Annotated in this window: 20 protein-coding genes; 6 read left to right on the top strand and 14 right to left on the bottom strand. The window is 35.6% G+C overall.

Annotation, left to right across the window (positions count from 1 at the left end):
• Positions 1–11 precede the first annotated feature (11 nt).
• From SB679_RS09365 to dinB, 5 genes are all read right to left on the bottom strand, one after another.
• Positions 12–680, bottom strand: a complete 669-nt coding sequence (locus SB679_RS09365; RefSeq protein WP_410701982.1) for a hypothetical protein — start codon at positions 678–680, stop codon at positions 12–14.
• A gap of 4 nt (positions 681–684) precedes the next feature.
• On the bottom strand, positions 685–1,017 hold the full coding sequence (locus SB679_RS09360) for a DUF4280 domain-containing protein (RefSeq protein ID WP_410701981.1): 333 nt from the start codon (positions 1,015–1,017) through the stop codon (positions 685–687).
• Between the two features lie 13 nt (positions 1,018–1,030).
• Positions 1,031–3,208, bottom strand: coding sequence for a type VI secretion system Vgr family protein (locus SB679_RS09355; RefSeq protein WP_410701980.1), 2,178 nt, complete (start codon positions 3,206–3,208; stop codon positions 1,031–1,033).
• Positions 3,209–3,792: 584 nt separating this feature from the next.
• Positions 3,793–6,846 (bottom strand): DNA polymerase III subunit alpha, encoded by a 3,054-nt coding sequence (locus SB679_RS09350; RefSeq protein ID WP_410701979.1) that lies wholly within the window; start codon positions 6,844–6,846, stop codon positions 3,793–3,795.
• A gap of 8 nt (positions 6,847–6,854) precedes the next feature.
• Positions 6,855–8,012 (bottom strand): DNA polymerase IV, encoded by a 1,158-nt coding sequence (gene dinB, locus SB679_RS09345; RefSeq protein WP_410701978.1) that lies wholly within the window; start codon positions 8,010–8,012, stop codon positions 6,855–6,857.
• An 86-nt stretch (positions 8,013–8,098) separates the two neighbouring features.
• Here dinB and SB679_RS09340 point away from each other — a divergent pair, with 86 nt between their 5' ends.
• Complete coding sequence (locus SB679_RS09340) at positions 8,099–8,863, top strand: XRE family transcriptional regulator (protein ID WP_410701977.1); 765 nt, start codon at positions 8,099–8,101, stop codon at positions 8,861–8,863.
• A 216-nt stretch (positions 8,864–9,079) separates the two neighbouring features.
• Here the strand turns inward: SB679_RS09340 and gwsS are convergent, their stop codons facing one another.
• From gwsS to SB679_RS09310, 6 genes are all read right to left on the bottom strand, one after another.
• Positions 9,080–10,180, bottom strand: a complete 1,101-nt coding sequence (gwsS, locus tag SB679_RS09335; RefSeq protein WP_410701976.1) for a grasp-with-spasm system SPASM domain peptide maturase — start codon at positions 10,178–10,180, stop codon at positions 9,080–9,082.
• A 2-nt stretch (positions 10,181–10,182) separates the two neighbouring features.
• Positions 10,183–10,377 (bottom strand): hypothetical protein, encoded by a 195-nt coding sequence (locus tag SB679_RS09330; RefSeq protein ID WP_410701975.1) that lies wholly within the window; start codon positions 10,375–10,377, stop codon positions 10,183–10,185.
• Complete coding sequence (gwsG, locus tag SB679_RS09325) at positions 10,374–11,336, bottom strand: grasp-with-spasm system ATP-grasp peptide maturase (protein WP_410701974.1); 963 nt, start codon at positions 11,334–11,336, stop codon at positions 10,374–10,376. Before gwsG ends, SB679_RS09330 begins: the two co-directional genes overlap by 4 nt.
• A 166-nt stretch (positions 11,337–11,502) precedes the next feature.
• Positions 11,503–11,685, bottom strand: coding sequence for a hypothetical protein (locus tag SB679_RS09320; RefSeq protein WP_410701973.1), 183 nt, complete (start codon positions 11,683–11,685; stop codon positions 11,503–11,505).
• Positions 11,686–12,016: 331 nt separating this feature from the next.
• Positions 12,017–12,196, bottom strand: a complete 180-nt coding sequence (locus tag SB679_RS09315) for a hypothetical protein (RefSeq protein WP_410701972.1) — start codon at positions 12,194–12,196, stop codon at positions 12,017–12,019.
• A 59-nt stretch (positions 12,197–12,255) separates the two neighbouring features.
• Positions 12,256–13,263, bottom strand: a complete 1,008-nt coding sequence (locus SB679_RS09310) for a DUF6624 domain-containing protein (RefSeq protein ID WP_410701971.1) — start codon at positions 13,261–13,263, stop codon at positions 12,256–12,258.
• 583 nt (positions 13,264–13,846) lie between these two features.
• Here SB679_RS09310 and SB679_RS09305 point away from each other — a divergent pair.
• The 5 genes from SB679_RS09305 to SB679_RS09285 all read left to right on the top strand — a co-directional run bounded on the left by SB679_RS09305 (position 13,847) and on the right by SB679_RS09285 (position 22,502).
• Complete coding sequence (locus tag SB679_RS09305; protein ID WP_410701970.1) at positions 13,847–14,371, top strand: sigma-70 family RNA polymerase sigma factor; 525 nt, start codon at positions 13,847–13,849, stop codon at positions 14,369–14,371.
• Positions 14,372–14,463: 92 nt separating this feature from the next.
• Entirely contained in the window at positions 14,464–15,366 is a 903-nt protein-coding gene (locus SB679_RS09300) for a FecR family protein (RefSeq protein ID WP_410701969.1), read from the top strand.
• Between the two features lie 146 nt (positions 15,367–15,512).
• Positions 15,513–18,611 (top strand): SusC/RagA family TonB-linked outer membrane protein, encoded by a 3,099-nt coding sequence (locus SB679_RS09295; protein ID WP_410701968.1) that lies wholly within the window; start codon positions 15,513–15,515, stop codon positions 18,609–18,611.
• A gap of 10 nt (positions 18,612–18,621) precedes the next feature.
• Positions 18,622–20,001, top strand: coding sequence for a RagB/SusD family nutrient uptake outer membrane protein (locus SB679_RS09290; protein ID WP_410701967.1), 1,380 nt, complete (start codon positions 18,622–18,624; stop codon positions 19,999–20,001).
• Positions 20,002–20,147: 146 nt separating this feature from the next.
• Positions 20,148–22,502, top strand: coding sequence for an alpha/beta hydrolase family protein (locus SB679_RS09285; RefSeq protein WP_410701966.1), 2,355 nt, complete (start codon positions 20,148–20,150; stop codon positions 22,500–22,502).
• 19 nt (positions 22,503–22,521) lie between these two features.
• On the opposite strand, the gene SB679_RS09280 is transcribed toward SB679_RS09285, so the two are convergent.
• The 3 genes from SB679_RS09280 to SB679_RS09270 form a co-directional block, all read right to left on the bottom strand.
• A complete protein-coding gene (locus tag SB679_RS09280; protein ID WP_410701965.1) occupies positions 22,522–22,782 on the bottom strand; it encodes a DUF6520 family protein in 261 nt (86 codons plus the stop codon).
• Positions 22,783–22,814: 32 nt separating this feature from the next.
• Positions 22,815–24,314: a MauE/DoxX family redox-associated membrane protein gene (locus SB679_RS09275; protein ID WP_410701964.1), complete on the bottom strand. Its 1,500-nt coding sequence runs from the start codon at positions 24,312–24,314 to the stop codon at positions 22,815–22,817.
• A gap of 159 nt (positions 24,315–24,473) precedes the next feature.
• Positions 24,474–25,247, bottom strand: coding sequence for a helix-turn-helix domain-containing protein (locus tag SB679_RS09270; protein ID WP_410701963.1), 774 nt, complete (start codon positions 25,245–25,247; stop codon positions 24,474–24,476).
• Between the last annotated feature and the right edge of the window lie 270 nt (positions 25,248–25,517).

The following is a 25,517-nucleotide window of genomic DNA, read 5'->3' as shown; positions in this document are numbered from 1 at the left end:
TTTTTTCTAATTTAATACAAACCTGTATTTCCCGGAGGATATTTTCCTCTAATTGCTTCATATGCCGATATAAGACCCGTTTCAACAAAAATTGCTAACGCAAGATTTACCCGAAATGCATACCATTCCACAGCTCCGAATTTTCCATTTTTTAAGTTTTCCAATATCATAGCTTCTTTAAAGCTTGTCCAAGGAAAAGCTTCATATCTTCTTAAAACAGAAGAATACGTTGTTCTTCCATACTTATAGATTTCTCCGGTTACTAAATATACAGAAGTAGGGTTTGGAATCCCTCTTTGATAATCGCCATAATCTCCTGGAATAATCACATGTACATCGTACACATTCCAAGGGCCTCTATTTCGTGGTATGGTTTCATCTTTTGGTATCGGAACGGTTATAGGTATTGGCACGGGAACAGGAATTGGAGCAGGTTTTGTTTCCGGCACTGTTACCGGCGGAGCTTCAGGTACGGGAACGGTAATTGGCGGAGTACTCACAAATTTGTCCCAAATTGCTTCTGCCGTTTCACAAATCCATGGGATTGCCACATCTCCTATCCACTTGACGAGAGCAACCAAAGCTTCTACTAAAGCTTTAAGTACAAAATATAATAACACAACCACTACTACTAGGATGAGTAGAAGGATTTCGAAAGGTAGGTCTATTCCAAAAGCCATAACATTAAATTTGTCCGGAGTTCATACAAGAAATTATCCCCCCAAGAGGGCAAATACACTTTGAACCTTCATACAAAGGTTTATTGTCCGATATTTTTACTTTAGGGACTGTGTTAATCCAATTAAGGGGCTGTCCGCTCAAGTTTAAATTCAATCTGCAGATTCCTGCTACTGCACACAATGTGAAATGAGTAATGTTCACTCCTGCAATATTATCTTTATCTGTAGCAAATAATCCGTCTCTATTTTTAATTTTCTTGTTGCTCGTTATATTCAACATAGAAGGAATTAATCCTTTATTGCATTGTAATATGGCATTATTCTTTAGATACTCCATGTTTTTTATTTTTTTATGTCATTTTTACTTCTTGTCCGCCGGTTACGATTACGTTTTGGTCGCTATTGATTTTAAAGTTGGCTCCCTTCGCAGTTTGGCTTACCCGTTTTGCATTAAGGTCAAAATTATTTTCTGCTTCTTGTTTCAGGTTTTTGCCGTTTAACTTAATTAGTCCTTCTTTATCAATTGATAACAGATTATTTCCTACTTTTAATGTAATTGAAGAAGTTGCATCAATTACGACATTTCCGTCAGAATCCATTTTTAGCATGGCTTGTGGAGAAGCACCTTCTTTTCCGCCTACATTGATAACAGTACTGCTACCCGCATTGATCGTATTATTGTTTCCTGTATTGGTCGTATGGTCTGTATCTGCATTAACAATAGCATTTCCCTTTCCATCAAAGAACATATTGGCACCGCCCTGATCCATGAGATTCATGGAACCAGCACCATTATCGTATTTCAATTCTGCACCACTTCTACCACTGAAGCTCATAATATTGTTTCCTGTTCCACCGCCAGCACCAATTCCTCCATGATACATTCCTCCCATAACAAAGGGCCTGTCAGGGTGAAGGTGGACAAAGTTAACAATGACTTGATCTCCTACTTCTGGAATAGACATAAATCCACGATTTTTACCAACCTTTTCACTGCTCCCGGCATCAGGAGACATCACACGGATAAATTCAGTGGTATTGTTCCCGTTTTGCCAGTCAAACTTTACTTGTACTCTCCCCTGGTTTTGTGGGTCGGTATTAGATATAACTTTTGCAAATTGCGGTTCTGCATTAGGCACATGAAACTCTGGACGGGGAATAAAACCTGTATCTGATGCAATCGCTTCAAATGTTCCGGTATAGTATCCTCTCGCATCCACTTCATGATTAACATCAATAATCATAAGTTTTGTAAAGTAGCTAGTTTCGTTGCTATCCAATTTACGCATTTCGATATCAGTAATACATCCAGGATAGAGAAATGGAATGGTAGAAGTTCCTGAGGTGATAAAAACTTCTGAGGCTTTACTACCTGCTGTTCCTTTCTGAGAAGCATCAATATCCATAAATGAAGATGCTTTTATAGGCGCTACTCGTAAAGAAGGTGTCGAAAACGTCTTTTCTGATATTTCATAAGCACGTTTTGCGATATCTGATGTATGGCTAATTTTTGAACTTCCTGTTTCTAATTTTTCATTTTTACTGCTGTTATATCCATAGAAGGTAGGATTTACATGTTGCACGTTCATCATTATGTTCACATCATTTACGGTGCTGCCATAAGTAAGCTTAACAGGCTTTTCCTGTGGTGGAAGTTTCCCGAAATGCAGAACTTCACCATCATAGAAGAACTGCTCGCCATAAGCTTCGGCTATTCTTGCTAAATAATTATAATGTGTTTCTTCATACTGGGAGCTGTAAGAAATATTTCCATGCTGGGCATTTACTCTGAAGTCAAATTTACTTGCTCCCAATCCTTCCTTGATTACGTGCTCTGCAAGACTGTTGAGACTGATTTCCTGTTTGCCTCCAAAACTCTGGATATGAGGCGCAGCATCCAGCAATACGGTTGGGCTAAAGCCATGAAGAAGAATATTACCTAAACTGCCTTTTTCCTGACTGAAACCGACTTGTGTAATCACGCCGACAAAATTTCTTTCTGGGCCATCTTCTACATCTTTATATTTAAAAACTACGGTAATTCGCTTCCCCAGAAAATTTTGGGCTTCTTCCAGATTGTGATTTTCAGCACTCCCTAAACTATCATGAGCCAGCATCAAATTAAATTCATGGTGCTTTACAGCACTTTGCTTTAATTTAAAATGTTTGAAATGTGTTATAATTTTACCTTCAATAACGATTTCCAGTTTTACGATACGATTAATGCCTGAAATTTGATTTTCGGCAATCGCCTTGGCATTGTGTATTTTAGAAACCGGTTGGTTATTCCAAACTTTATCCTGTGTAATGGATGGAGCATTATGTTGAACAACCTGATTCATAAACATATTGGAATATGTTTGTGCCTGGTCTTTGGTTTGTTCCGTTTTTTGAACTTTATCGGCTAGTTTAGGATCTATTTTATTTAAGGTTTCCTTTCCAACATTTTCAGTTACCTGTTTGATTGAATCAGGACTTTCTTCAAGTTTAGAAACTTGATCTTTTGATGATTTACTGTTTTGAAACATCGCATAATTTTTTCTAATTGTGTTTGTGTTTGGAAATGCATTATTGCAGGGCGAATTTCAACACTGATTAATGCATGATTATTTCTGAATTAGCATTATTTTTCAAATCACAGGAAAAGAATACAGGAACAAACTCATGATGAGCAAATCAATTATTTTACTTTTTCTTTGATGATTAATTAGCTATAACTTTCCAGGCAGGCGCCTTTATAAGCCGAATATTACAAGAATTGCTTCCGGCATTAACTATTAAAACTGATGAGCTTATTTACTCTTCTTTATATCTAAAATTCCTGTTTAGTTTGTTTCATAAGGTTACGATTTTCAAGTTGTTAGTATTTCTTTATCTGGTGATTTTATTTAATAAAGATAACCTACAATTTAAAGCAGTAACAATTTTCAGCGAGTATTTAAAATTTTGTAGTAGTTCTACGACTAACAAACGATAGTTTAAAAACCATATAATCAACATTTTATATATCTCAATATTTAACCTGTTTAATCGATAATCACTTTAAAAATTAATCACATCACTTTTTTTAAAGAATTAATTATTCATAAATATGAAAACTTATTAAAATTTATTAATTCATTTTTACCCTCGGCAGTCCGATTTCATGTTCTTGAGGATAAGGCAACCTGTGGGTCATACTTACATCTTCTCTAATTCGCTGATGTGCTTCGTATTGTTTGTCATTATCATAGGCATATCTTGGATCAGGAATGAACGGCATTTTTGCCATTTTAGTAATGGTAATGGTTGGAAAGTGAAAATCAACTTCTACCGTACCCAATAGAAGATAACAACCGCCACCTTGAAATGGATATTTCTGCAAACAGTCTGGAAAATGGGCAGTGTCAAAATAGTTTCCTTCAACATCAATCCAGGTTCCAAAGAACATGGCTCCCCTTTTGGTAGGAACGTGCTTACGTGAAATAAGGTACGCAAGCATCTTAATCTGTTTCTTGTGATATTGTACAAGATTCTTAGCCATTATCGATCCCCTGTATTTTGTCACTAACAGATCAAAAGGGCTGCAGGAAACAGGAAAATCCAGAAGTTCAATTTCATCAAAGGCATCCTCAAAAACCGCTCTTTTCAGTTCAGGAAATTTATACTCTTTTACCGTTTCTTCAAACAATGCAGCCATCCTTCTTTCAGGTTTAAAATCATTCAACAGCATTCTTGCTTCGAGCAGGAGTTCGTTTTTTTGCTTTCCAGTAAACCGGAAAGCACCAATAAATATAAGGATCTGCATTCCTGCAATTCCAATAGGTATTCTTTTAATAAAATTTTCCAAAGATCTAAAGTCCCCATTTTGGTTTCGTTCATCAACTATATACTGAGAAGTTTTTGTTTCCAATGACTGCAAATGCATAAATCCTAAATAGACATTCCTATCGTAAAGTGTCGTTTGCCACTCGCTTTTGTTTACACAAGGAGGCAATATAATTGCACCTGACATTCTAGCTTCATGGACATAAACTTCAGTACGGTAAAACCCACCTCCATTGTTGATCGCTGCAACCATAAATTCTATCGGATAGTAAACTTTGAGGTAAAGGCTTTGGTAACTCTCAACCGCATAGGATGCAGAATGTGCTTTACAAAAAGAGTAACCCGCAAAAGACTCAATCTGCCGATAAACCTCCGTACTTAAATTTTCTGGATGTCCAAGCTTCTTGCAGGATTCAAAAAAATGATCTTTTACTTTTTGTAGTGCGGCAAGCGACCTGCCCTTGCCACTCATGGCCCTTCGTAAAACATCGCCATCTGCTGCCGGCAGCCCACCGTAATGCAGGGCAATCTTAATCACATCTTCCTGATACACCATAATGCCATAAGTATCCCCCAACTGCTCCTCAAACACCGGATGGAAATATTCAAACTGATCAGGATTGTTGTGGCGAAAAATGTATTCCTTCATCATTCCACTCTGCGCAACGCCAGGCCGGATAATGGAAGATGCCGCAACCAGCACTTTATAATTATCACATTTCAAACGTCGCAGAAGTCCTCGCATAGCAGGGCTCTCAATATAAAAACACCCAATGGTCTTACCCTGGCTTAAAAATGTATTGCAAGCCTTTTCGTCTTTAGAAAGGTGGTTATCTCTTATGTCTACATCGATCCCTTTATTCGCGTTAATGAGTTTCACAGCATCGTTGATCGTCCCAATACCCCTTTGCGATAAAATATCAAATTTTTCTAGCCCGATATCCTCTGCAACATGCATATCAAACTGAACAATAGGAAAACCCTTTGGAGGCATCTCTAGTGCAGAGTAATTAGTAATCGGCTCTTCCGATATCAATATCCCACAAGCATGCATGCTCCTTTGATTAGGGAATTTCTCCATCATCTTTCCATACTTATAAACTTGCTTGACCACAGAATTTTTGTCATGGTTTTCTTCAGGCTGAGTAGCAAGTATATCCAATTCTTCTTTCGGTAAACCGAATACTTTTCCAACCTCTCTAAAAATAGATTTGTATTTAAACTCAACATTTGTTCCGCAAAAGGCCACGTGGTTCTTGCCATATTTTTTGAAAATATATTCCAAAATAGTATCACGTTCCTGCCAGCTCCAGTCAATATCAAAATCGGGCGGCGTTTTTCGGTTCAGGTTCAGGAACCTTTCAAAATAAAGGTCAAGTTCTATCGGACAGATATTGGTAATGCCCAGGCAATAACTAATAATACTGTTGGCACCGCTACCCCTTCCAATATGCATAAAACCCATTGAATTGCTGTATTGTACGATATCCCAAGTGATTAGAAAATAACTGCAAAAATTAAGTTCATCTATAACTTTCAATTCTTTTTCCACTCGTCTGTTGGCTACTTCATCATTTAGTCCATATCTTTCCGCCAGCCCTTCATAGGCTAAGCGGGTAATGAGCTTCAAATCCTCTTCCTTGCTCCCGGTATAATATTTTTTATTTCTTGGAGTGGAAAACTCAAACTCAAAACTACATTTATCAAGAATATTTTTAGTATTTCTGGTAATCTGTGGATAATGTTTATATTGCTCCAAGAGCTCATGTGGAGGTTTTAAAAATTCATCTTTTTTACAACATTGATGATCTTTAAGTTTAGTGCCTAAAGTATTGAGTGCAATACCTCTTAATACACGGTGAAGGTTATATTCCTGTTTAGTTTGAAAAGTAACAGGTTGCAAAACCACCATTTTATGAAGTAAACTTTTCCATTCAGCGCGGTATAAAAGATTCAGTTGCTCCGGCCGGATTCCAATGTACTCGTTTTCTAAAAAAATTTCGGGTATATTTTCAACCGGATAAATGGTAATTACGTTTTTAAAAATAGGATTAGTTTTCGGTAATGCAATGTTTTCGCAATTTCTGGCAGTCATCATTTCATTAATTTCGGCTATACCTTCTGCACTTTTCGCCAGTGTAACATACAACAGTTCATCATCCTGTCTGATTTCCATCCCCACAACAGGTTTTATACTGGCTTGTTTACATAGTTTATAAAATTCATAAATAGCAGTGACCGTATTAATATCGGTCAGGCATAGTGTTTCCAGCCCCAATTCCGATGCAGACTGTACTAGCAATTCTACAGAAATTGTTCCATAGCGCAGGCTGTGGTAAGTATGGCAATTGAGATACATAATGATGGTTATTTTACAGCGCTTTGAAAATTAAACCCAGAGGCACGACCCACTGCGTTTTTCCCAAACCGATTTTTAATGTTGTCCATTGACTGATAAAGGCTCATTATCTCTTGTGTGTCCTCAAAAAGATTCATTTGGTATTCGCCATGCACAAGCCCAGTCAGTTTTAACCCAATTAAACGAATACGCATTCTGCGGCTATAAATCTTATCAAATAACTCCAAAGCATATTTACTGATCGTATGGTCGGCTGAAGTATAACTTACCTTGCATTGTTTTGTTTCAGTATCGAAATTGGAATAACGGATTTTAACGACAATGGTTGAGGTCAACCATTTTTCCGCCCGCAGCTGATTGGCCAGTTGTTCTGCCATTCCTATTATCAATGACTTAATTCCAATAATGTCAATGGAGTCCTGAGAAAAGGTATGTTCTGAGGAGATGGATTTTCTCTCCGAATATGGGATAATCGGAGTGTTATCAATTCCATTGGCTTTTTTCCAAAGTTCCAGTCCGTTCTTTCCCAGGATTTTTTGCAGCACATCCGTAGGCATTTCTGAAAGTGTGTGAATGGTTCTGATACCGATACGGGAAAGTAATTTATAGGTTTCCGCACCGACCATTGGAATTTTCCTTACTGAAAGTGGATTTAAGAAAGGTCTGATCATGGCTTCCTTTATTTCCATATGACCATCAGGCTTAGCTTCCCCTGTGCCAATTTTTGAAACCGTTTTATTGCTGGAAAGTGCAAAACTGATCGGAAGCCCTGTCTCTTTGGTTACTGATGAAGCAATTTCCTGTGACCACTGATAACATCCAAAAAACTTATCCATTCCAGACAAGTCGAGATAAAATTCGTCTATACTTGCCTTTTCCATTAATGGGACTTTTTCTTCAATAATTTCAGTGACCTCATGAGACATCCTTGAATAAAGATCCATATCTCCCCTAATGACTTTCGCATCAGGACATAATTTTAATGCCATTTTAATTGGCATTGCTGAGCGTACACCATAATATCGGCTTTCATAAGAGCAGGAAGCTACTACACCTCGATCTCCCCCGCCTATAATGATCGGCAGGCCGACTAGGCTGGAATTATTTTTCCGTTCACAAGACACAAAAAACGTGTCCAAATCCATATGTACAATTGCCCTTTCCATCTCACGTTTATATTTTTAATATTATCCGACAAAATTGCTAATATATTTAGCAAAAACATTTAACTTTGTTGCTCATATTTATAGCAATGTCAATTTTATCAGAAAACTTAAAGTATCTCCGGGCACAGACTAAACTTTCCCAACAGAAAGTTGCAGACGCTCTTTTGGTCTCACGAGGTGCTTATGAAAAATATGAAAGTGCCCACGCACAGCCACCAAATGATGCCCTTGTCAGGATATCCCGGTATTTTAAGGTGAGCATAGACCTTTTGCTGACATTGGAATTAAGAAAGTATCCATTAGAGAGCCTGATGAAACTTTCGGACAACCGCATCTTACTTCCCATTACCGTTGACAGTACAGGGGAAAATAAAATTCAAATAGTGCCCTATAAAGCACAAATGGGCTATGTTAATGGGTTTAGCGATCCTGAATACATTGGTGGACTTCAGCACATTTCACTCCCATTCCTTCGAAACGGTATATATCGTGCATTCCCCGCCGAAGGTGATTCGATGCCACCATTCAAGGATGGCACCTATATCATTGGCAGGTATGTTGAACAAATCAATGAAATGAAAGTAGGGAAAAACTACCTGCTTATAACCCGGGGCGGTTATGTTTATAAGAAATTGACAAGTATTGAAGAAAATTCTATCTGGGTCAAATCCGATAACGCATTTTTTGAACCTTACGAAATTTCTTCCTACGATCTTCTTCAAGTCTGGGAATATCAGTATAGTTTACTTAAAGATTATGATATCATGGATTTCACTGATAACAGCACAAAAGAAATGTTTCTTTCCATTAAACAGGATATAAATAGAATTGAAAAACAGCTAATGCGATAAATTATTATATCTCTTGTATCCATATGCCGAAAATATCAGGAAAACAATGTACAGTCCATAGGATCTCGGGCACTATTAAATCCTTTTTTGGAGTGTTTTGTATAATTGATCTAACAATACTTTCACTGCTTATTCTGTTCAAAAGGTGCAATTTTTCAGCAGTTCTTTTCCAGAGCGTAGCTAACAATACTGACTTAAAAAATAAACAACCAGTATTTACTTGTTTACCAAACCCAGCATGCCGTAAAATTTTATAGCATTTTGTTTTAAAGGGTTTAGACTCCACTCAGTCCACTCACCTGTATATGGATCATAGCCACATTTTAAAGGCTTTGAATACTCATCTTCAGGATGCTCAATATAAGCTCGACAATCACTACATACATAACGGTATTCACAATCACTACAAACTTTTATTAGATCTTTGTTTATCATCCATTTTTCTTGTAACAAAGCATTTCGTGAAGATTTAACCAAAGAATCACTATCAATATTACCATAGATCTGTTTCATCGATGGACAATTTTTTATGTTGCCCTCGACATCTATGGATATTTTTCTATTTATACATGAATTAAATAATTTATTTTCCATGAAAGAACCAACATCCTTTGGGTGTAACAAAGTAGTAGAATTTATTATCCCACAAGACATACAACTAGAAATAGGTTGGGAAATGTAATTTACATATCCCACGGAAGGTAGTACATTATTTAATTCACTTTCGTAAAATTTATTTATAGGAGAATTGTAAATTGTAAAAGAACAATTCAAAAACTTTTTATGAATGTCAGATAAAGCATCCCGTGAAAAACTAGTATCATACTTTATAATAAAGTGAATATTTCTAAAATCTTTTTCCTTTAAACAAGATAGTATATATTCTATTTTATTAAGGGATATATCGGAATAAAATCGCAATTCAATATATTGGCAACCTAACAAATAAAGTTCGTTAGATATTTTTTGCATATCATGAAATTTGGCATCGAAGTCTATTATAGAATTTGTGATTTCGTATGGACTAATCCATGTTTCCTCTATTTCTGGAAAAAGAGAAAGATCATCAACATATGTTGCGTAATCATGCTCAAGTAAAAACATGATGAAAGACGAAAATTCATCTCTGCTACTAGGGTCAATTGTATCTGCAACCTCCTTTATAGAAGACTTTTTTAATGAATTTACGATATCCGTGTAATCATTATCTAAATAAATCCAACTTTTTTTTGATAAGTCGAGAACTAATGTTTGAGTGTACCCTTTTACAAAAAATATATTAGGGTAAACAAGAAGAAACTCTTTTTCTGAAATCATTATTAATCAATTTTGGAATAATCAACTATTTTAGAAACAAAGAAATGCGGAGCATTAATATTTGTATAATTCATATATTTTTTAGAATATGGTAATTCAAAGCTGTAATTGGATGAATCAAGTTTTCTAAATTTTACATAGTTGTAATACAGTGGCAAAATTTTTTTTTTTTCGTCACTTAATTTTAATTTTTTCATAGGAGATCTGCTATTTGTTTTTCTAAGTAAAAATTACACATATCTGAATAATAAGAGAATTGTCCTCCTGGATTAACTTCTAAAAAAATATAATTATCCTCGATATCTACAATCATATCAATGGCACCAATATCATGATCCAAATTCGACATGAGGGTTATTATTTTTTCCTGTATCTCTACAGGCAAATTATAGGGAAGATATCTCACTGAATGCCCTTCTTTTCTAAAATCAACAGACGCGTTTTTGTTCTGTTGAGAAAAAATGACAGAAGTATATATTTTACCTTTTAAATAAAATATTCTCAATTCATATTTTTTTTTAATTTCCTCCTGAAATAAAGATGGTAAAAACTGCGGAGGAATATCAGTATCAGATTGAGAAACACGTTCAGTATAAGAATAATAATCATAATCTTTCCCTCTGTAATAGACGCCGTCCATTAAAGCTTTTGTTACTAAATTTTGATGATTTTCAAGTTCACGACTAGTATTAAAAATATAAGATTCGGGAACTTTTAAACCTACTTGTTGTGCTTGAAAAAGCGTAACAAGCTTATTTATATCTTTCTTAAAATAGTTTCCAAGACTTTTGGAAATGTGTGTGTGTATCAAGAAATGTACATATTCGAATACTACCTTAAACTCATTTTTTATTTGATTATAAATATAAAATTGATCAACTTCTTTTTTGAAAATTTCTTTCAAAAGTTCCTTTGACAATGAATAATCGAAAGATGATTGCCCAACGCCAGATCTTCTATACCAAATACTTTCTGCCTCTAAAATATTAATGGTCATATCATTAATCGAAACTAGTATTTCGTTAGGTTTTATACTTACTATTTCATAATTGGCCTTGTTACCATTAAGCCGAACATATTTTTTCTTTTGAAAAAAAATCCAATCGATTATTCTATTTGTAGATCCATCATCTGATCTAGAAAGAATTAAGATCATAGGCAGTAATATTTTTGATAATAGTTATTAGTTATTAATAGAATGGAAAAAAAGGGGAAGTTAGTGAATAGATGTAGCTTAAGATGAATTTCTTCAGCGTATTCGAATAAAAAAAGGGCTACCCGACTTTTATGGGCAGCCTTTTGCTATTATTCATTGTCAAATTTTAATCTGCGTCTGAATCAGAATCAGAGTCAGAGTCAGAATCCGTAAGACTACTTGAGGATGACGATGAAGAAGAGGAAGATGAAGAAGATGAAGAACCATCATCTGCAACTGGATTTAAAAGTCCTCCTCTAACTTTTGTTAATTCATCCTCTTTCAATTGAAATTTTTTTAACTTTTTCATAGTAATGGTATTTGTTTGTTGGTTTCACTAATTTACAAATATTATGAGTTCACAAATATTATTACATCACTTTAACAAGAAATTAACACTGTGTTAATTTCTTTATTGTGTTAAATTAATAGTGGATGGAGGACAATTAAACAGTTTTTCGAGATTAACTTTTTTTGTAAAAGATTTCGACCATGAAATTATTTTCATAAAAAGTCTTAAATCTATTGATATAGGAAAAATGTTGGAACGATTAGGATTAGGCTTAGGATTACCATAGATTTAAATGATAATAAAAAGGCCGCATTAGAAGACAGCCTTTTTAGCGGAAATCCATTAAGAATCATTCAGATTCAGTTTCTACCTCTGAATCAGAGTCAGTAGTGCTAGTAATGGAAATGGAAAAAGATGCCGTGGATGATGAGGACGAAGATGAGCCATCATCAGCGGTTTGAGCTAAAATTCCTCCCTTAATTTTCTTTAATTCAATCATCTTTAATTGAAATTTTCTTAAATCTTTCATAATATATGGTTAAAAAATTTATTCCTTCAATTTACAAATATTAGATGCATTAAAATACCTTATTCTGTTTTTTTTAAGAACTTAGCTTGCAAGACAGGTAATTCTTTCTTATAAACGGTGGGATCCCAGCCAATATTAAATGATGATTTTAAATAAGAAGACAAAGATTCTAACCCTACAGAAGCTCTGTAATAATCAACAGAATCAACATTTTTAAGAGGAAATAGTATGAATTTTTTAGTAGCTACATCAGGGTAGACCTGGGAACCGTACTGTTGAGGTTTTTCCTCTCTCATATTTATTCTATCTTCCAGATATGCAATATCTTTTGGAAGAATTTTACCATTTTTTTTTGCTTTTTTAAAAAGAGGCATGTATTTTTTCTGAGTGATAAGGTCTGCGTGCTGAACTATTAGAAATAAGTATTGATTATTTTTATATCCTATATCTTTGGGCCCAAGCCAGCCAAATTCTTTTATAATATTATCTAATTCAATCAAGTTTATGGAGTCTTGTCTATTTATTATCGCAAGCAATTCCTTTTCTCCAGAAAAGCCTAATCCTTTAACCTTTCTTAGAGAATCTAATTGAAGCCTTTTTTCTTGATCACTCTTACCTAAAATCTTTATCCTTTCCGCTAGATCTTTTCTAATATTTTTTTGAAAGGACTCTTGATTTCTTTTAGCACCGTTTGTTAATATTTTCCATCTTGGATCGGTTTTAATATTATTAAAGTCCGAGTCCTTATTTAACAGTTGATAAAATTCTATAGGATCATTCCAGCCATCTATCATATCACCATCAATAATTTTTTGTAGATATAAAAATGTCTTATCATTATTTCCTGCTAGGCTCCATGAACAAGCGCTATTATAAAGATTATTTTGCGTGCTCTTTCCATGCAATGAGCCAAATGCCAATTCAAATGTTTTGCCCGCTTCCTGGTAGTTTTTTTCATGATAAAATTTCAATGCTTTATCAATGTAATCAAAATATTTAAATTGTTGTGCAGACATATGATAAGTAGATATTATTATGAAAAAGAAGGTTAGAAATAGATTTTTCATGTAGAGTATTCTTAGTTAAATTAGTTAAAACATATTTATAATCACGCTTTTTTCACTGTCAATATAATTGAACTCTTTTATTCTTTGAATTGCTATTCCATGAGATGGCACTTAATTCTTTGAATTCAAAATTTTTCATAAGAAGGGTTTATTATATTATTTGCTAATGTAAATATAAAAAAACAACTCTCATTATCGTGATTTAATACGTATTTATTTTTAATAGGACCTGATAATACAATTTTAAAGCTTACCAGATTTTTCTTTTTCACTCACTCTTCCCAAAGATATTTAATTGCAAAAAAAATACCATTATATATAATGTTTTTGCAATTAATATATCGTAGAAAACGGTCATGGATTATACATATTAGCCATATCATATAGGTTTAAGATTAATATACCCTATTTGATGAGGTAAATCTTTCGAGTCCTATAGTTATTTTTAGTAGGTCAGGTAAGTGATTACTGAATGTAAGATACACGACTAGTCTCAATTAATTTGAATTAAACAGGAATACCTTAAATCATCTTTATATTTTATATTTAAAATAATATAAATTTGTAATACTAAAACCACTACGTGAAACTGCCCGGCAAATTTAACAACGCCGAAGAAAATGCTTACCAAAAGTTTTTTCACCAATACAACCATCATGTCTCTTCCTATATTTCAAGAAAGATTAAGAAAAGAGAGGACGTGAAGGATGTGGTTCAGAATGTCTTCACTCACCTATGGGAATACCGTCAGGCTATCTACTCAGGAAACGCAGAAAACATTATTTTTAAAACCGCCAATCAGAAAATCTCTGAATTCTATAAACAGCACGAAAGGCAACATTTTTACGAAGAATCTACTATTGATTACGCCGATAATTCCCCATTAGATTTAAGTTCTGTAAAAGATAAAGAGCTCCTTCTTACCCAGCTCGAAGCCAGTATACTTCTAATTATCCCCCCGCTTCGCAGGAGGATATTTAAAATGAATAAATTAGAGGGAATTACACAAAAACAAATCTCAATTCAATTAAATATTCCCCAACGAACTGTTGAGCATCACATTTCCCAAGCCATGATGTTTCTTAAAAACTATCATAAAAATTCTTAAAAAGAGTTAAAGTATACTAAAAGATGTTAAATTTTTAAAAATCATTGTGGTTTTTTCCCCATTCGTGGTAATACATAATATAGACCTATATTATGGAAGAACAAAACGATCATTCGTCATCTGGCGCGCTGGAAGATAAACAACTCTGGGAAGATATTCTTGGAGGAAAGGCAAATGACGTAGTTGCACCATTTTCCTCCGGGGAAGAAAATGAAATGTGGGTAAATATCCTAAATGGTATTAGAGCAAATAAACGAAAAAAGAAATTAAAAAGAATAAGGATATACAGTTCCATTGCTGCTACGATCATGTTTGCCATGCTTAGTCTAATTGGCTATAATACCCTTGTCAAACCAGACGTTTACCTTGCCAAACTACAAAATTCAGAAATTAAGCTTTCTGATGGTTCTGTGGTAATCCTTTCGCAAGGCGGTAAACTAACCGTCGAAAAATCTTTTCCTGCTGATACCAGGGAGGTTTTCCTTGAAGGTAATGCTGTATTTTATGTCGCAAAATCCAAGGAACACCCCTTTATTGTTCATGGAAAAGGTTATGAAACAAAGGTATTGGGAACTGTTTTTAAGGTGACTCAAGAGGGCAAGACTTTCAATGTTGATCTGTATGAGGGGAAAGTACTGGTCTACCGACAAGGGTATTCCAAAGAACCTATTATATTAACCCCCCTGCAGACCTTTAGCAATTTGGGAATTCCCGAAGTCACTTCTGTTAGCCAAACAGTAGATAATATCAAGTCTGCTCCAATAAAGGATAAATCCGCAGCCTTTACATTTAACGAATGCCCCATAAGGGATGCAGTACTGGTAATCGAAAAAACGTATGGGATAAAAATACACTATCCAGCTGAACTGGAAAACACTAAAATCACCATTAGCCTTGCAAACGCTACAGCTGAAGGCTTTGTACGATCGCTTGCAATACAGCTTAATTTAAATATAAAACAAAATAATGATTCAATTTTTGAATTGGAAAAATAGGTTGTGGTGCCTTATGACCCCAGCCATGATTCCTGATAGATAATATAAGTGAAGTACAAAAAGACCGACGGGTGCGACCGTCGGTCACGTACTAAACTAATAACAAAATCTTCACTGAGCTACTAATTTTAATACTATGCAAAAATATGAAAAATATTTGCACGGCTGTCCTTTTCCTTGTATTGGGGATAAACTTCACCAATGGACAGCAACAAGATCTTTCTAAAATGAAGGTCAGTTATTTGGCGGGGAAAATTCCTGCCGCAGAGGCAATTGAAAGTTTTCTGGCAGAAAACAAAATCAAATCGTATGCTTATTCTAAAGATTATCTGAAAAACTATAAGATTCAGGGAGTAAAATGTACGGATGAAAGTGTGCTAGACTGCGCCAATAAGATACTAAAAGGTTTACCCTTTGAGGTCATTATTCATAACAACACTATTATTATCAGGCAGAAAATCCGAAAAACTGCTGTTGTTACAGATGTAAAAGACGATATCCCGGTATTGAGCACCTTGCAGAAACAAAAGGATACGCTTTTTACTGAAAAGGAAACCAAAATCGATGAAATTACGATTAATGCCGGATACTATGCGGTTAAGGATAAGGAACGTACAGGAAGTATTTCAAAAGTAACGGCCAAAGATATCGAGAACCAACCCGTCAACAATGTTTTTTCAGCACTTCAGGGCAGAATGTCAGGCGTAAGCATTACACAAAATTCAGGTATGCCAGGCGGTGGATTTGATATTCAAATCAGGGGTAGAAATAGTCTGCGCACTAAGTACAATAGTGACACTGACGGAAATCAACCATTGTACATAATCGATGGCGTTCCAATTGGAGGAGAAACTACTTCACTTTTCTCTTCCCTAGTCCTTCCTGCTCACGATATCAATCCCCTAAATGCCATTAACCCTAATGATATTGAAAGCATTGAAATACTCAAAGATGCTGACGCTACTGCGATTTATGGTTCAAGAGGAGCTAATGGTGTTGTGCTGGTCACAACAAAAAAAGGAAAAAAGGGGGCAGTAAAACTTACCCTAAATACTTTTTATGCGATTAGTAATACAGCATCCAAACTTAAAATGATGAATACTCCGCAATACCTTCAAATGCGAAGGCAAGCTTATCAGAATGATGGCGTTTCATTTGCTGACAATGATTATGATGTGAATGGTACTTGGAGCTCTACCCGCTCCACCGACTGGCAAAAACAGCTTATAGGCAAGTACGCTTCTAATTCTATGATCCAGGCTTCAGTAAGCGGAGGTAATGAAGAAACTTCATTTTTACTCAGCACCAGTCATACCGAACAGACCACTGTTCTTCCGGCAGATTTTAAATATACAACCAACAGTCTCAATGGAACCTTGACGCACCGTTCTAAAGACAAACGTTTTGAACTGACTACTTCCAACTTATTTTCTCACCAGAAAAACAACGTTATCAATGAAGATTTGACTGCAAAGGCATTAATACTAAGTCCTAATGCCCCAGCCCTATATCTACAAAATGGAGGCTTAAATTGGGAAAACAATACGTTTACAAACCCTGTCGCCTCATTCGTAAGCGCATATTCTTATACCCTGTTTCAATTCAATAACAATATAAATGCCCGATATGAGCTTTTCCCAAATATATCTCTCAAAATAAATGGAGGGCTGAGCTACTCTTCATTTGAAGAACTATCTCTACGTCCAAATACGATGTATAATCCTTCTTATGGGTTGACCAGTGCCTACTCAAGTGCTATGAAAAATAACCAAACACGTTTTTCATATCTGATAGAACCTCAACTCAACTGGCAATACAAAAAAGAAAATCATCAGTTGGATGTCTTGATCGGGGGTACCCTTCAAAAAACAAGTACAGATCAATCCTCACTGCAAGGTTACGGTTTTACCAGCAACGCATTGATTGAAAACCTTGGTGCAGCAAACATTAAAATCGTCTCAGATGAGGTCAAGACTGATTACAATTATGTCGCCGCATTTGGCCGGATTAATTACCAGTACATGAAAAAATATATTTTGAATGTTACTGGAAGAAGGGATGGGTCAAGCAGGTTTGGCCCAAATAACCGTTTTGCTAACTTTGGCGCTCTTGGAACAGCATGGCTGTTTTCCAAAGAAAACTGGTTTGGTGAAAATTCCATTCTGAGTTTTGGGAAACTAAGGGCAAGTTATGGAATAACCGGAAGTGACCTTATCGGGGACTATCAGTATCTCAATACCTATAGCTCCTCTGGCACAGGCTATGACGGAACTGTAGGATTTTACCCATCAAGACTCTATAACCCTAATTTTAGCTGGGAAAAGACCACTAAGACTGAGGCCGCTTTTGAGTTGGGATTTTTTAAGGACCGTTTAAACATTAATGCCGCCTGGTACCGCAACCGTTCATCAAATCAATTAGTGGGCATTCCCTTACCCGGTACAACAGGTTTCAATTCCATTCAGTCCAATCTTCCCGCAACAGTAGAAAACAAGGGTCTCGAATTTGAAATCTCCGCAAGGCCATTAAACCGGACGCTGAAATGGCAGAGCAGCTTCAATATCAGTATCCCTACTAACAAACTCATTGCTTTTCCCAATCTGGAAGGTTCTACATATGCCAACCAATATATTATTGGATACCCCACCTCTATCGTAAAACTTTATCAGTACGAAGGTATTGATCCTGCAACCGGATTATATAAGTTTAAAGATTTCAACGGAGACGGAAAAATCACTACACCTGATGATAGTCAAGCTGTAGAAAGACTGGGTATAAAGTATTTTGGAGGTTGGCAAAATCAGCTAAGTTACAAGCAGTGGAGTCTATCTTTCTTATTGCAGTTCGTGCACCAGACCAATTGGAATTATAACAGACAAATGCCTATTGCGGGAAGCATGAATAATCAGCCCCGTGAAGTGCTGAATGTTTGGTCCGCTGAAAACCAAACCGGAACCTATATGCCCTACAGTACAGGGCTTAATCCACAAAAGAATGAGCTTCAAAGCTTCTTTCAGAATAGCACTGCAGCTATAGGAGACGCTTCTTTTATACGCTTGAAAAATATACAGTTAAATTATAGACTTAATCTCAACAAGGCCGGAATAGATCAGGTGATGATCTACATTCAGGGGCAAAATTTGATTACATGGACGAAATACTTTGGTTTAGATCCGGAGTTTAGCCTCACAGGTTTCCTTCCCCCTCTTAAAACATATTCTTTCGGCCTACAGCTTAATTTTTAAAATTCTAAAAATGAAAAAATCATATTTTATAATATCCCTCTTATTAATCGTACAGAGCTTTTTGGTTTCATGTGAACAATTAATAGAGACAGATTCGCCGAACAATCAAATCAGTACCCAACAGGTATTTGAAGATCCCCAAATGGCAAATGCAGCATTAGCAGGGCTATATTCCGCATTATGGAGCAACTCCCTGATTTCTGGTGGCAGCAATGGAATGGGTGTTCTCCTCGGAAGTTATGCAGACGAACTTGACTGTTACTATACCGGAGTTAACAATGGTGCAAAAGATATATATCTAAACCAGCAACTGCCAAGCAATACTTTGATAGAATCGAGCTGGAATAATTCATATAAATATATCTATTATGCAAATTCCATTATTTACGGTGTGGAAAATTCTCATTCCCTCCAACAAGAAGACAGAAATAGGATAAAAGGCGAAGCGCTTCTCATGAGGTCACTCTTGTACTTTTACCTTCAGTGCATATTTAATGAAGTTCCCTATACCAACACTACGGACTATCAGATAAATGCCCAGCTACATAAGCTTACTAAAGACGAAATGTTGCAAAAATTAGAGTCGGATCTAACAGATGCTTCAAATCTTTTAACCGATGATTACAGGAGTCCCGAGCGTACTTACCCAAACCGTAAAGTTGCACAGATTATGCTGACCAAGGTTTATTTATTAAACCATCAATGGATAAAAGCAGAAATACTGGCAAAAGAAATTATACAAAGTCCGCTTTACCAATTCGAAAACGATATCACTAAAGTGTTTAATAACAATGGGCTCCATATTTTATGGCAGCTAAAACCACAAAACTCTTCAGATGGCACCCAGGAAGCAGAAATTTTTTACTTTGCAAATGCTGCGCCCAATGCGTATGCCTTAAGTCCCAACTTAGTAAGTGCCTTTTCAGATTCAGACCTGCGGAAATCCAATTGGATGACTACTGTAACGGATAATCAACATATTTGGTACCGTCCGGTAAAGTATAAAAATATGGATGGGACGAATTCAAATGAGTACTCTATTATATTCCGGTTGGAAGAAGTTTATTTTATTTTAGCTGAGGCATTAGCAAATCAAAATAAAATTACCGAAGCACTACCCTACCTGAATGCGACCAGACTCAGAGCCGGACTTAACAGCCTTCCTTCGACTATTCAAAAGAATGAATTTTTAGATGAATTATTACAGGAAAAAAGGCGTGAGCTATTCACAGAATTTGGGAGCCGATTTTTTGACCTAAAAAGACAAGGTCTTTTAAACGACCTCACAACGGTGAAACCAAACTGGAAAATATATCATAATGCATGGCCCCTGCCTCAGCAAGAACTATTATTAAACCCCAACCTTAACCCTCAAAATCCAGGTTACTAATGAGAACAGTCACTAAATTAGTCGCGTTCTTGGGTTGTATGGTCATGACAAACTTTTATGCGCAAAATCAAGAATCCGAAATACAAAAGCTCACTTCTCGGTACTGTCAAATTAGTGATCCTAAGCTATCAGACGACGGAAAATGGTTGAGCTTTCGGAAATTTTATGATGAAAATGTGGATACTTTAATGGTCTTTAACAGCTTAATTCCAGAGCGTCCGGTAGGCATCAGAGTAAAAATTAACAATATTTTATTTCTTCCTAATGACTATTTGTTGTTAGGCGGAAATGAAAAAGCAGAATTATGGAACCTAAAAACTCAGGAAAGTACTGCATATTCCCATGTGCAAAAAATCGAACACATCAAATCTAAAAACCTTTTCATCATCCATTATAACGATGCACTTGATAATATGATTAATCTATTCGACGGAAGAGGCAAACTACTTAATCAAATCAAAAATGTTGAGCATTTTGTCACCGATTTAAGCGGCAGAATATATGCTGTTGTAAAGCAAGGTACCACCTACTCCGTAGTCAGAATCGATCAAGCTTCAACAGAAAAACTCTACAGTAGTTCCCGCAGGATTTATTATATCACACCAGAACCTAAAGAGAATGGCTTTATCAGTACAGAATACCTGCCAGATGGAAAAACACAAGAGCTGATATATGTTGATTTGCTCAATAAAAAAGAATATCCACTTAAGAATGATCTGCCGCTGCAATTTGGATATGCAACAGTTGAAACATTTGAAACAGACCATAATTCGTTTTATTTAAAACTATTGCTACACCCCAAACCTCAAGAAACCCCATTAGTTGATATATGGTATGGCAATGATAAGCAAATGGAGAAGAAGGTATATCCGGATGCCCGGGAAGTCTATTATCTATGGACCCCGCAAAAAGCGGAAATAAAACAAATCGGAAACAGCAAATTAGTAAGATCAGTCAATATCAATAATAGCCGATATTTTTTGGCTTTTGATATTCACAAATACAATAACTATTTAAGATATGAAATACAGGCGGAGATCAATATTTACGACAAAACGCTTGCAAAATATACCGTCATGGACAAAGTTTGGGAATCACTTTATGTATCTCCAAATGGGAATTATGTAATCTACAAGGGAGACAAGAAGTGGAAGCTTTACGAAGTTTCTACGCAAAACAATTTTGTATTTTTTGGCCCAGAAGATGCTAAGCCTTACTTCACCACTGATGGAAAAGCGATCCTTTTTGAGGGAAAAAATGGATTATGGTGCTTTAATATTCGTAAAAAAACGCTTGTGCAGCTCCAGTCTTATCCCGGCAGCACTATAACGCTTTATAATGCAAAAAATAATGTTTTGTTCTCTGACATTGGCTTTAGCGTTTACAGTTATGAAATTGATGACCGCGTTCCATTGCTGTGTAAATTGTATAACGATCAGGATAATACTACTGCTTTCATGCTTATTGATCTGAATAAAAAGATAGTGCTGATTCCACCGACAGAAAAACGCATCAATAATCTTATCTACAACCCCTCATTTACAAGGTATGTTTATACAGATGAGAACTATAATCTGCCTACCAGAATCATGAGTATGAATAAAAATGCAAGGCCAATACCACTATATCAAAGTAACCAAGGAGATAAAAAGATATTAGGGTTAAAGCAGGAGATTATTCACTACACAAATGCTGAAGGAATACCCCTAAAAGGCATATTGTATTATCCCATAAGCTATGATAAAAATAAAAAGTACCCTATGATCGTCCGCTTATATGAAATACAGAATAAGACTTCCAATGAATATCTTGTCTCGGCATTTACTCAAAATAGAGATGGGTTTGATATCAGATTGCTGTTAGAGAAAGGATACTTCGTCTATAAGCCAGATATCGTTTTTGCGCAAAATGGTACTGGCCTGTCCGCCTTGGACTGTGTAACCCATTCACTTGACGCTTTACCTGTGAACGCATCAATTGATAAAACAAAAATTGGTCTGATAGGACACTCTCATGGAGGTTATGAAACCAATTTCATAGCAACGCATTCAGACCGTTTTGCAGCCTATGTTTCAGGTGCGGGAAACAGTGATATTGTCCGCTCATATTTCTCATTTAACTATAATTTTCACAGTCCATTTTACTGGCAGTATGAAACCGGGCAGTATAAAATGAAAAAGTCTTTTAAAGATGATAGAGCGTTGTATTTTCAGAATAACCCTATTTATCATGTGGATCAGGTTAATGCACCTATCCTCTTATGGGCGGGAAAAAAGGATGAAAATATTGCTTGGGATCAGGTAATGGAATTCTATGTTGGCCTAAAACGCAATAACAAAAGTGTTGTAGCATTGTTTTATCCTAATGAAGGCCATAGCCTGGAACAGTTTAGCGCTAGAAAAGATTTAGTGCTAAGAACTTTGGATTGGTTCGATTACTTTCTCAAAGATGAAAGAGACATTGATTGGATTAATTCCGAAATGAAGAAGAATGCTGAATAGCATTCTTCTTTCTTTTTAATTAAGGTTTGAATAATTGTACGCCACACATGGTATCATTTACTTTTCTGGAAAGATTATGATTAGTGGTTCCATCATTCCACGTACAAACAGCAACGCCACTTGGCTGGCAGGTTTGTGGAGTGGCAATACATTTAATTGCAGCAGATGGGTCAAATCTGTATCCAGTTTCAACCAGTCTTGCGCTTTTAGATGAATTAGTAGCAAGTGCAGCTCCGGCGCCCATCAATAAGACTACAGCCGGTAAAATGAACTTTTTCATAATTTATGTTTTGATTGTTTTGCCTACTCTGTTTAAGGTTTTCGGCTTCCCCTGAAAGATTTTTGAAATAATTTTGAAAACTCATACCTAACAATTCCATTTCCACAAAGTATATAGAGATATCGGTCAGTGACCATCATATCTGACATTTTACCATCCTTGCGGTTAGATATGTAAAAGCTGCCCACATATTCTTGTTGCCCAGTCTTGTAAACATCTATAATAGAAGCCTCTTTCCAAATTTCAGCCGTCTCATATTTTCCCTTAAGATTTGATTGATTGAATAGTAAGCCACTATGCGCAACCATACCCTTATTGACCATCAGAGGTGGCGCATTCATTTTATGCTGCCCATTTTTAAGCAATGCCACTTGAACCTGTGCCCTACTCACAGTATCAATTGTTCTCAGCTTTCGAAGAAGATGGAGTGAGGAATCCAGTATCAGGAATTGGTTTCTGTAGAAATAAGTATAAATGAATTGATCTTGATTCAGATCTTGCATTAGTAATCCATCAGAATCGAATACCCCATCTTTCTGTTTCTCAATAATGTTATCAAGTAGCGTAACTTTAGGATTTACGTTTAAGTTTAATATTCCCAGTGTAAAGTTTTCTGTCTTGCCATTTAGGGTTCTTATCGCAAATTTGGCCGAATCTAAGATCTTCAGCTGATCAAAATATGCATCACGAAAGCTGATGGTTTTAGCATTTATACCACCCAGTTTTCCCCTGTAGAGAATGGGCACACTCCCATCATAGATATAATAATATGGCGGCTTCACTTGTGCCTTCACCGATCTAAAAGTGAAATCTGTTTGATCTACATTAACTTTTAGTTCTACTTTATGATTTAATGTAGAATCAATAGAAGTTATTATTAAAGGCGCTGTTGAATTTCCCAGATAAATCTTTTCACCATCGGCACCGGCGAAATAATATGAATTAGCCCCAAGGTCAAAAACTTTATCCTCTTCAATGGGATGCTGAAGGTATCTCCTGGTAAAATTGTTCTGTTTCTTTATAATATGCTCAGAACTCAGGAATATTAATACTACAATGCCACAGCTTAAAACAATCATCAATCCCGAATATGTTACTGGCTTTACTAAAGATCTAAATTGCTGAATTTCCAGCATGAGTATGCTGACAACGGCCAAAACCACGAAAAAAATATTAAAAATAAAATGTTCAGTCCATCCTAAATTTTCGAGAATCCCACCGCATGAGCAGGGCACAAAGTCACTGTAATTTAGGATGAGATAGATATACATGGTAAATGCTGACATTAAACCAAGAAAACAGTATAAGCCCCACAATCTGGTTTGCTTAAAACACAATAAACTAGCTATAATCAATTCTACAACGATGACAGCATAAGAAATAAAACCTGCATATGCACTCAACAGCGGCGACTGCGCCAACTGTACTTGAAAGTTCTCAAAATCAAGAGCTTTGCTGATGCTCGCATAACAGAAAAGTAGCGCAAATGTAAATGCAGCAGTAACGGGTAAAACGGCAACAATTTTTCTCATCAGGAGTGTGATTTAATTTCCTGATGTAAAGCTGGCAACAAAAAAATCGAATAAAATTGTAAAAAGTATCTAAAACACAGCAATTAGTAGTAAAAATACTTCGAATAATACTGGAAACATGCGAAATCGTACTAACATGGGGAAATCGAACAATAGCGCTTAAATTTCGAACATTAGTCTAGGGATAGAATGAAGGGGAAAACCGTATTTTTTCCGGAACAGCGTATACATACTATTATAATCTGAAAAATTATTTTTATAAGCGATTTCTTTTAAGCTGTAATTACTCAACATTACATCTTCTAAAGCTTCCATCATTTTAATTTTGTTGTGAAACTGATGAAAGGTGTCTCTAAAGTATTCCCTGCAATCTTGCTGGAACTTATTGTAATTCTTACCGACGCTATTCGCCAATTCCCGTATCGATTTATACTTTGAAAGATCAACTTCAAATAAAATTTCTTCCAGATACCTGAGGGATGTAGGAGTATATCGTATCAGGTCATCAGAGATAGATAACTCATACAGAAAAAACACAATTGTATTATTCATGCTTTCAAAAACGCCAATGCCAGTATATAGAAAAATCCTGCCGGATTGATGTATATGAAGATTGATTGGAATAATAGGTGTTTTGATTGGAAAAGTAATTAGACTAAGAAGTTTTTTGTCAAGTTCATTAAGTGGGATGTCTTTTATTGCTGTGACTTCAAATCTTTTTTTAATTCTGTTGGGATTATACTGGTATTGAACAGGAGCCATATTAATGCATTTGAAGAAACTACAATAAGTATCCACAATCTTTTTGACCAAATTACCAAGCATTTCGAGATGAGTATTACTCATCAGAGCGGATTTTATAGGAGTCTGCGAGAACCTGATCATCGCTCCTTCAATACTTTTGTCAACTAAAGAAAGTAAGAAAATATTCATGATCTGATATCTTAGTTTGAAAAAAACTAACCAATAAAAATTCAATTTATACTTTTTCTCATACAATAACAAAAATAAATCATACAACTGAGAATTAAACCATAGACATTATTAAAACTTTAGAGAATAATATGATCAAGCGTAACTGATCTTTATAATTTTATAACAGGTATAATAACAAAAGAACACCATTCCTCTATTTTCGCTATGTCACAAATAGACCTGCACGAATAGTTTGCACGAATAAATAATATAATATTCAATTGTATT

The sequence above is a fragment of the Chryseobacterium sp. SIMBA_029 genome, from assembly GCF_046535275.1.
In the GTDB taxonomy this organism is placed as follows: Bacteria; Bacteroidota; Bacteroidia; order Flavobacteriales; family Weeksellaceae; genus Chryseobacterium.
The sequence above is the reverse complement of the archived record's forward strand: the minus strand, read 5'-3'. Positions and strand labels throughout refer to the sequence as shown.

Coding starts and splice junctions, on each gene's coding strand:
- SB679_RS09270 (WP_410701963.1), bottom strand. CDS start 25,247: ATGAATATTTTCTTACTTTCTTTAGTTGACAAAAGTATTGAAGGAGCG.
- SB679_RS09280 (WP_410701965.1), bottom strand. CDS start 22,782: ATGAAAAAGTTCATTTTACCGGCTGTAGTCTTATTGATGGGCGCCGGA.
- SB679_RS09360 (WP_410701981.1), bottom strand. CDS start 1,017: ATGGAGTATCTAAAGAATAATGCCATATTACAATGCAATAAAGGATTA.
- gwsS (WP_410701976.1), bottom strand. CDS start 10,180: ATGATTTCAGAAAAAGAGTTTCTTCTTGTTTACCCTAATATATTTTTT.
- SB679_RS09365 (WP_410701982.1), bottom strand. CDS start 680: ATGGCTTTTGGAATAGACCTACCTTTCGAAATCCTTCTACTCATCCTA.
- SB679_RS09300 (WP_410701969.1), top strand. CDS start 14,464: ATGGAAGAACAAAACGATCATTCGTCATCTGGCGCGCTGGAAGATAAA.
- gwsG (WP_410701974.1), bottom strand. CDS start 11,336: ATGATCTTAATTCTTTCTAGATCAGATGATGGATCTACAAATAGAATA.
- SB679_RS09310 (WP_410701971.1), bottom strand. CDS start 13,263: ATGAAAAATCTATTTCTAACCTTCTTTTTCATAATAATATCTACTTAT.
- dinB (WP_410701978.1), bottom strand. CDS start 8,012: ATGGAAAGGGCAATTGTACATATGGATTTGGACACGTTTTTTGTGTCT.
- SB679_RS09355 (WP_410701980.1), bottom strand. CDS start 3,208: ATGTTTCAAAACAGTAAATCATCAAAAGATCAAGTTTCTAAACTTGAA.
- SB679_RS09290 (WP_410701967.1), top strand. CDS start 18,622: ATGAAAAAATCATATTTTATAATATCCCTCTTATTAATCGTACAGAGC.
- SB679_RS09275 (WP_410701964.1), bottom strand. CDS start 24,314: ATGAGAAAAATTGTTGCCGTTTTACCCGTTACTGCTGCATTTACATTT.
- SB679_RS09350 (WP_410701979.1), bottom strand. CDS start 6,846: ATGTATCTCAATTGCCATACTTACCACAGCCTGCGCTATGGAACAATT.
- SB679_RS09340 (WP_410701977.1), top strand. CDS start 8,099: ATGTCAATTTTATCAGAAAACTTAAAGTATCTCCGGGCACAGACTAAA.
- SB679_RS09295 (WP_410701968.1), top strand. CDS start 15,513: ATGAAAAATATTTGCACGGCTGTCCTTTTCCTTGTATTGGGGATAAAC.
- SB679_RS09320 (WP_410701973.1), bottom strand. CDS start 11,685: ATGAAAAAGTTAAAAAAATTTCAATTGAAAGAGGATGAATTAACAAAA.
- SB679_RS09330 (WP_410701975.1), bottom strand. CDS start 10,377: ATGAAAAAATTAAAATTAAGTGACGAAAAAAAAAAAATTTTGCCACTG.
- SB679_RS09315 (WP_410701972.1), bottom strand. CDS start 12,196: ATGAAAGATTTAAGAAAATTTCAATTAAAGATGATTGAATTAAAGAAA.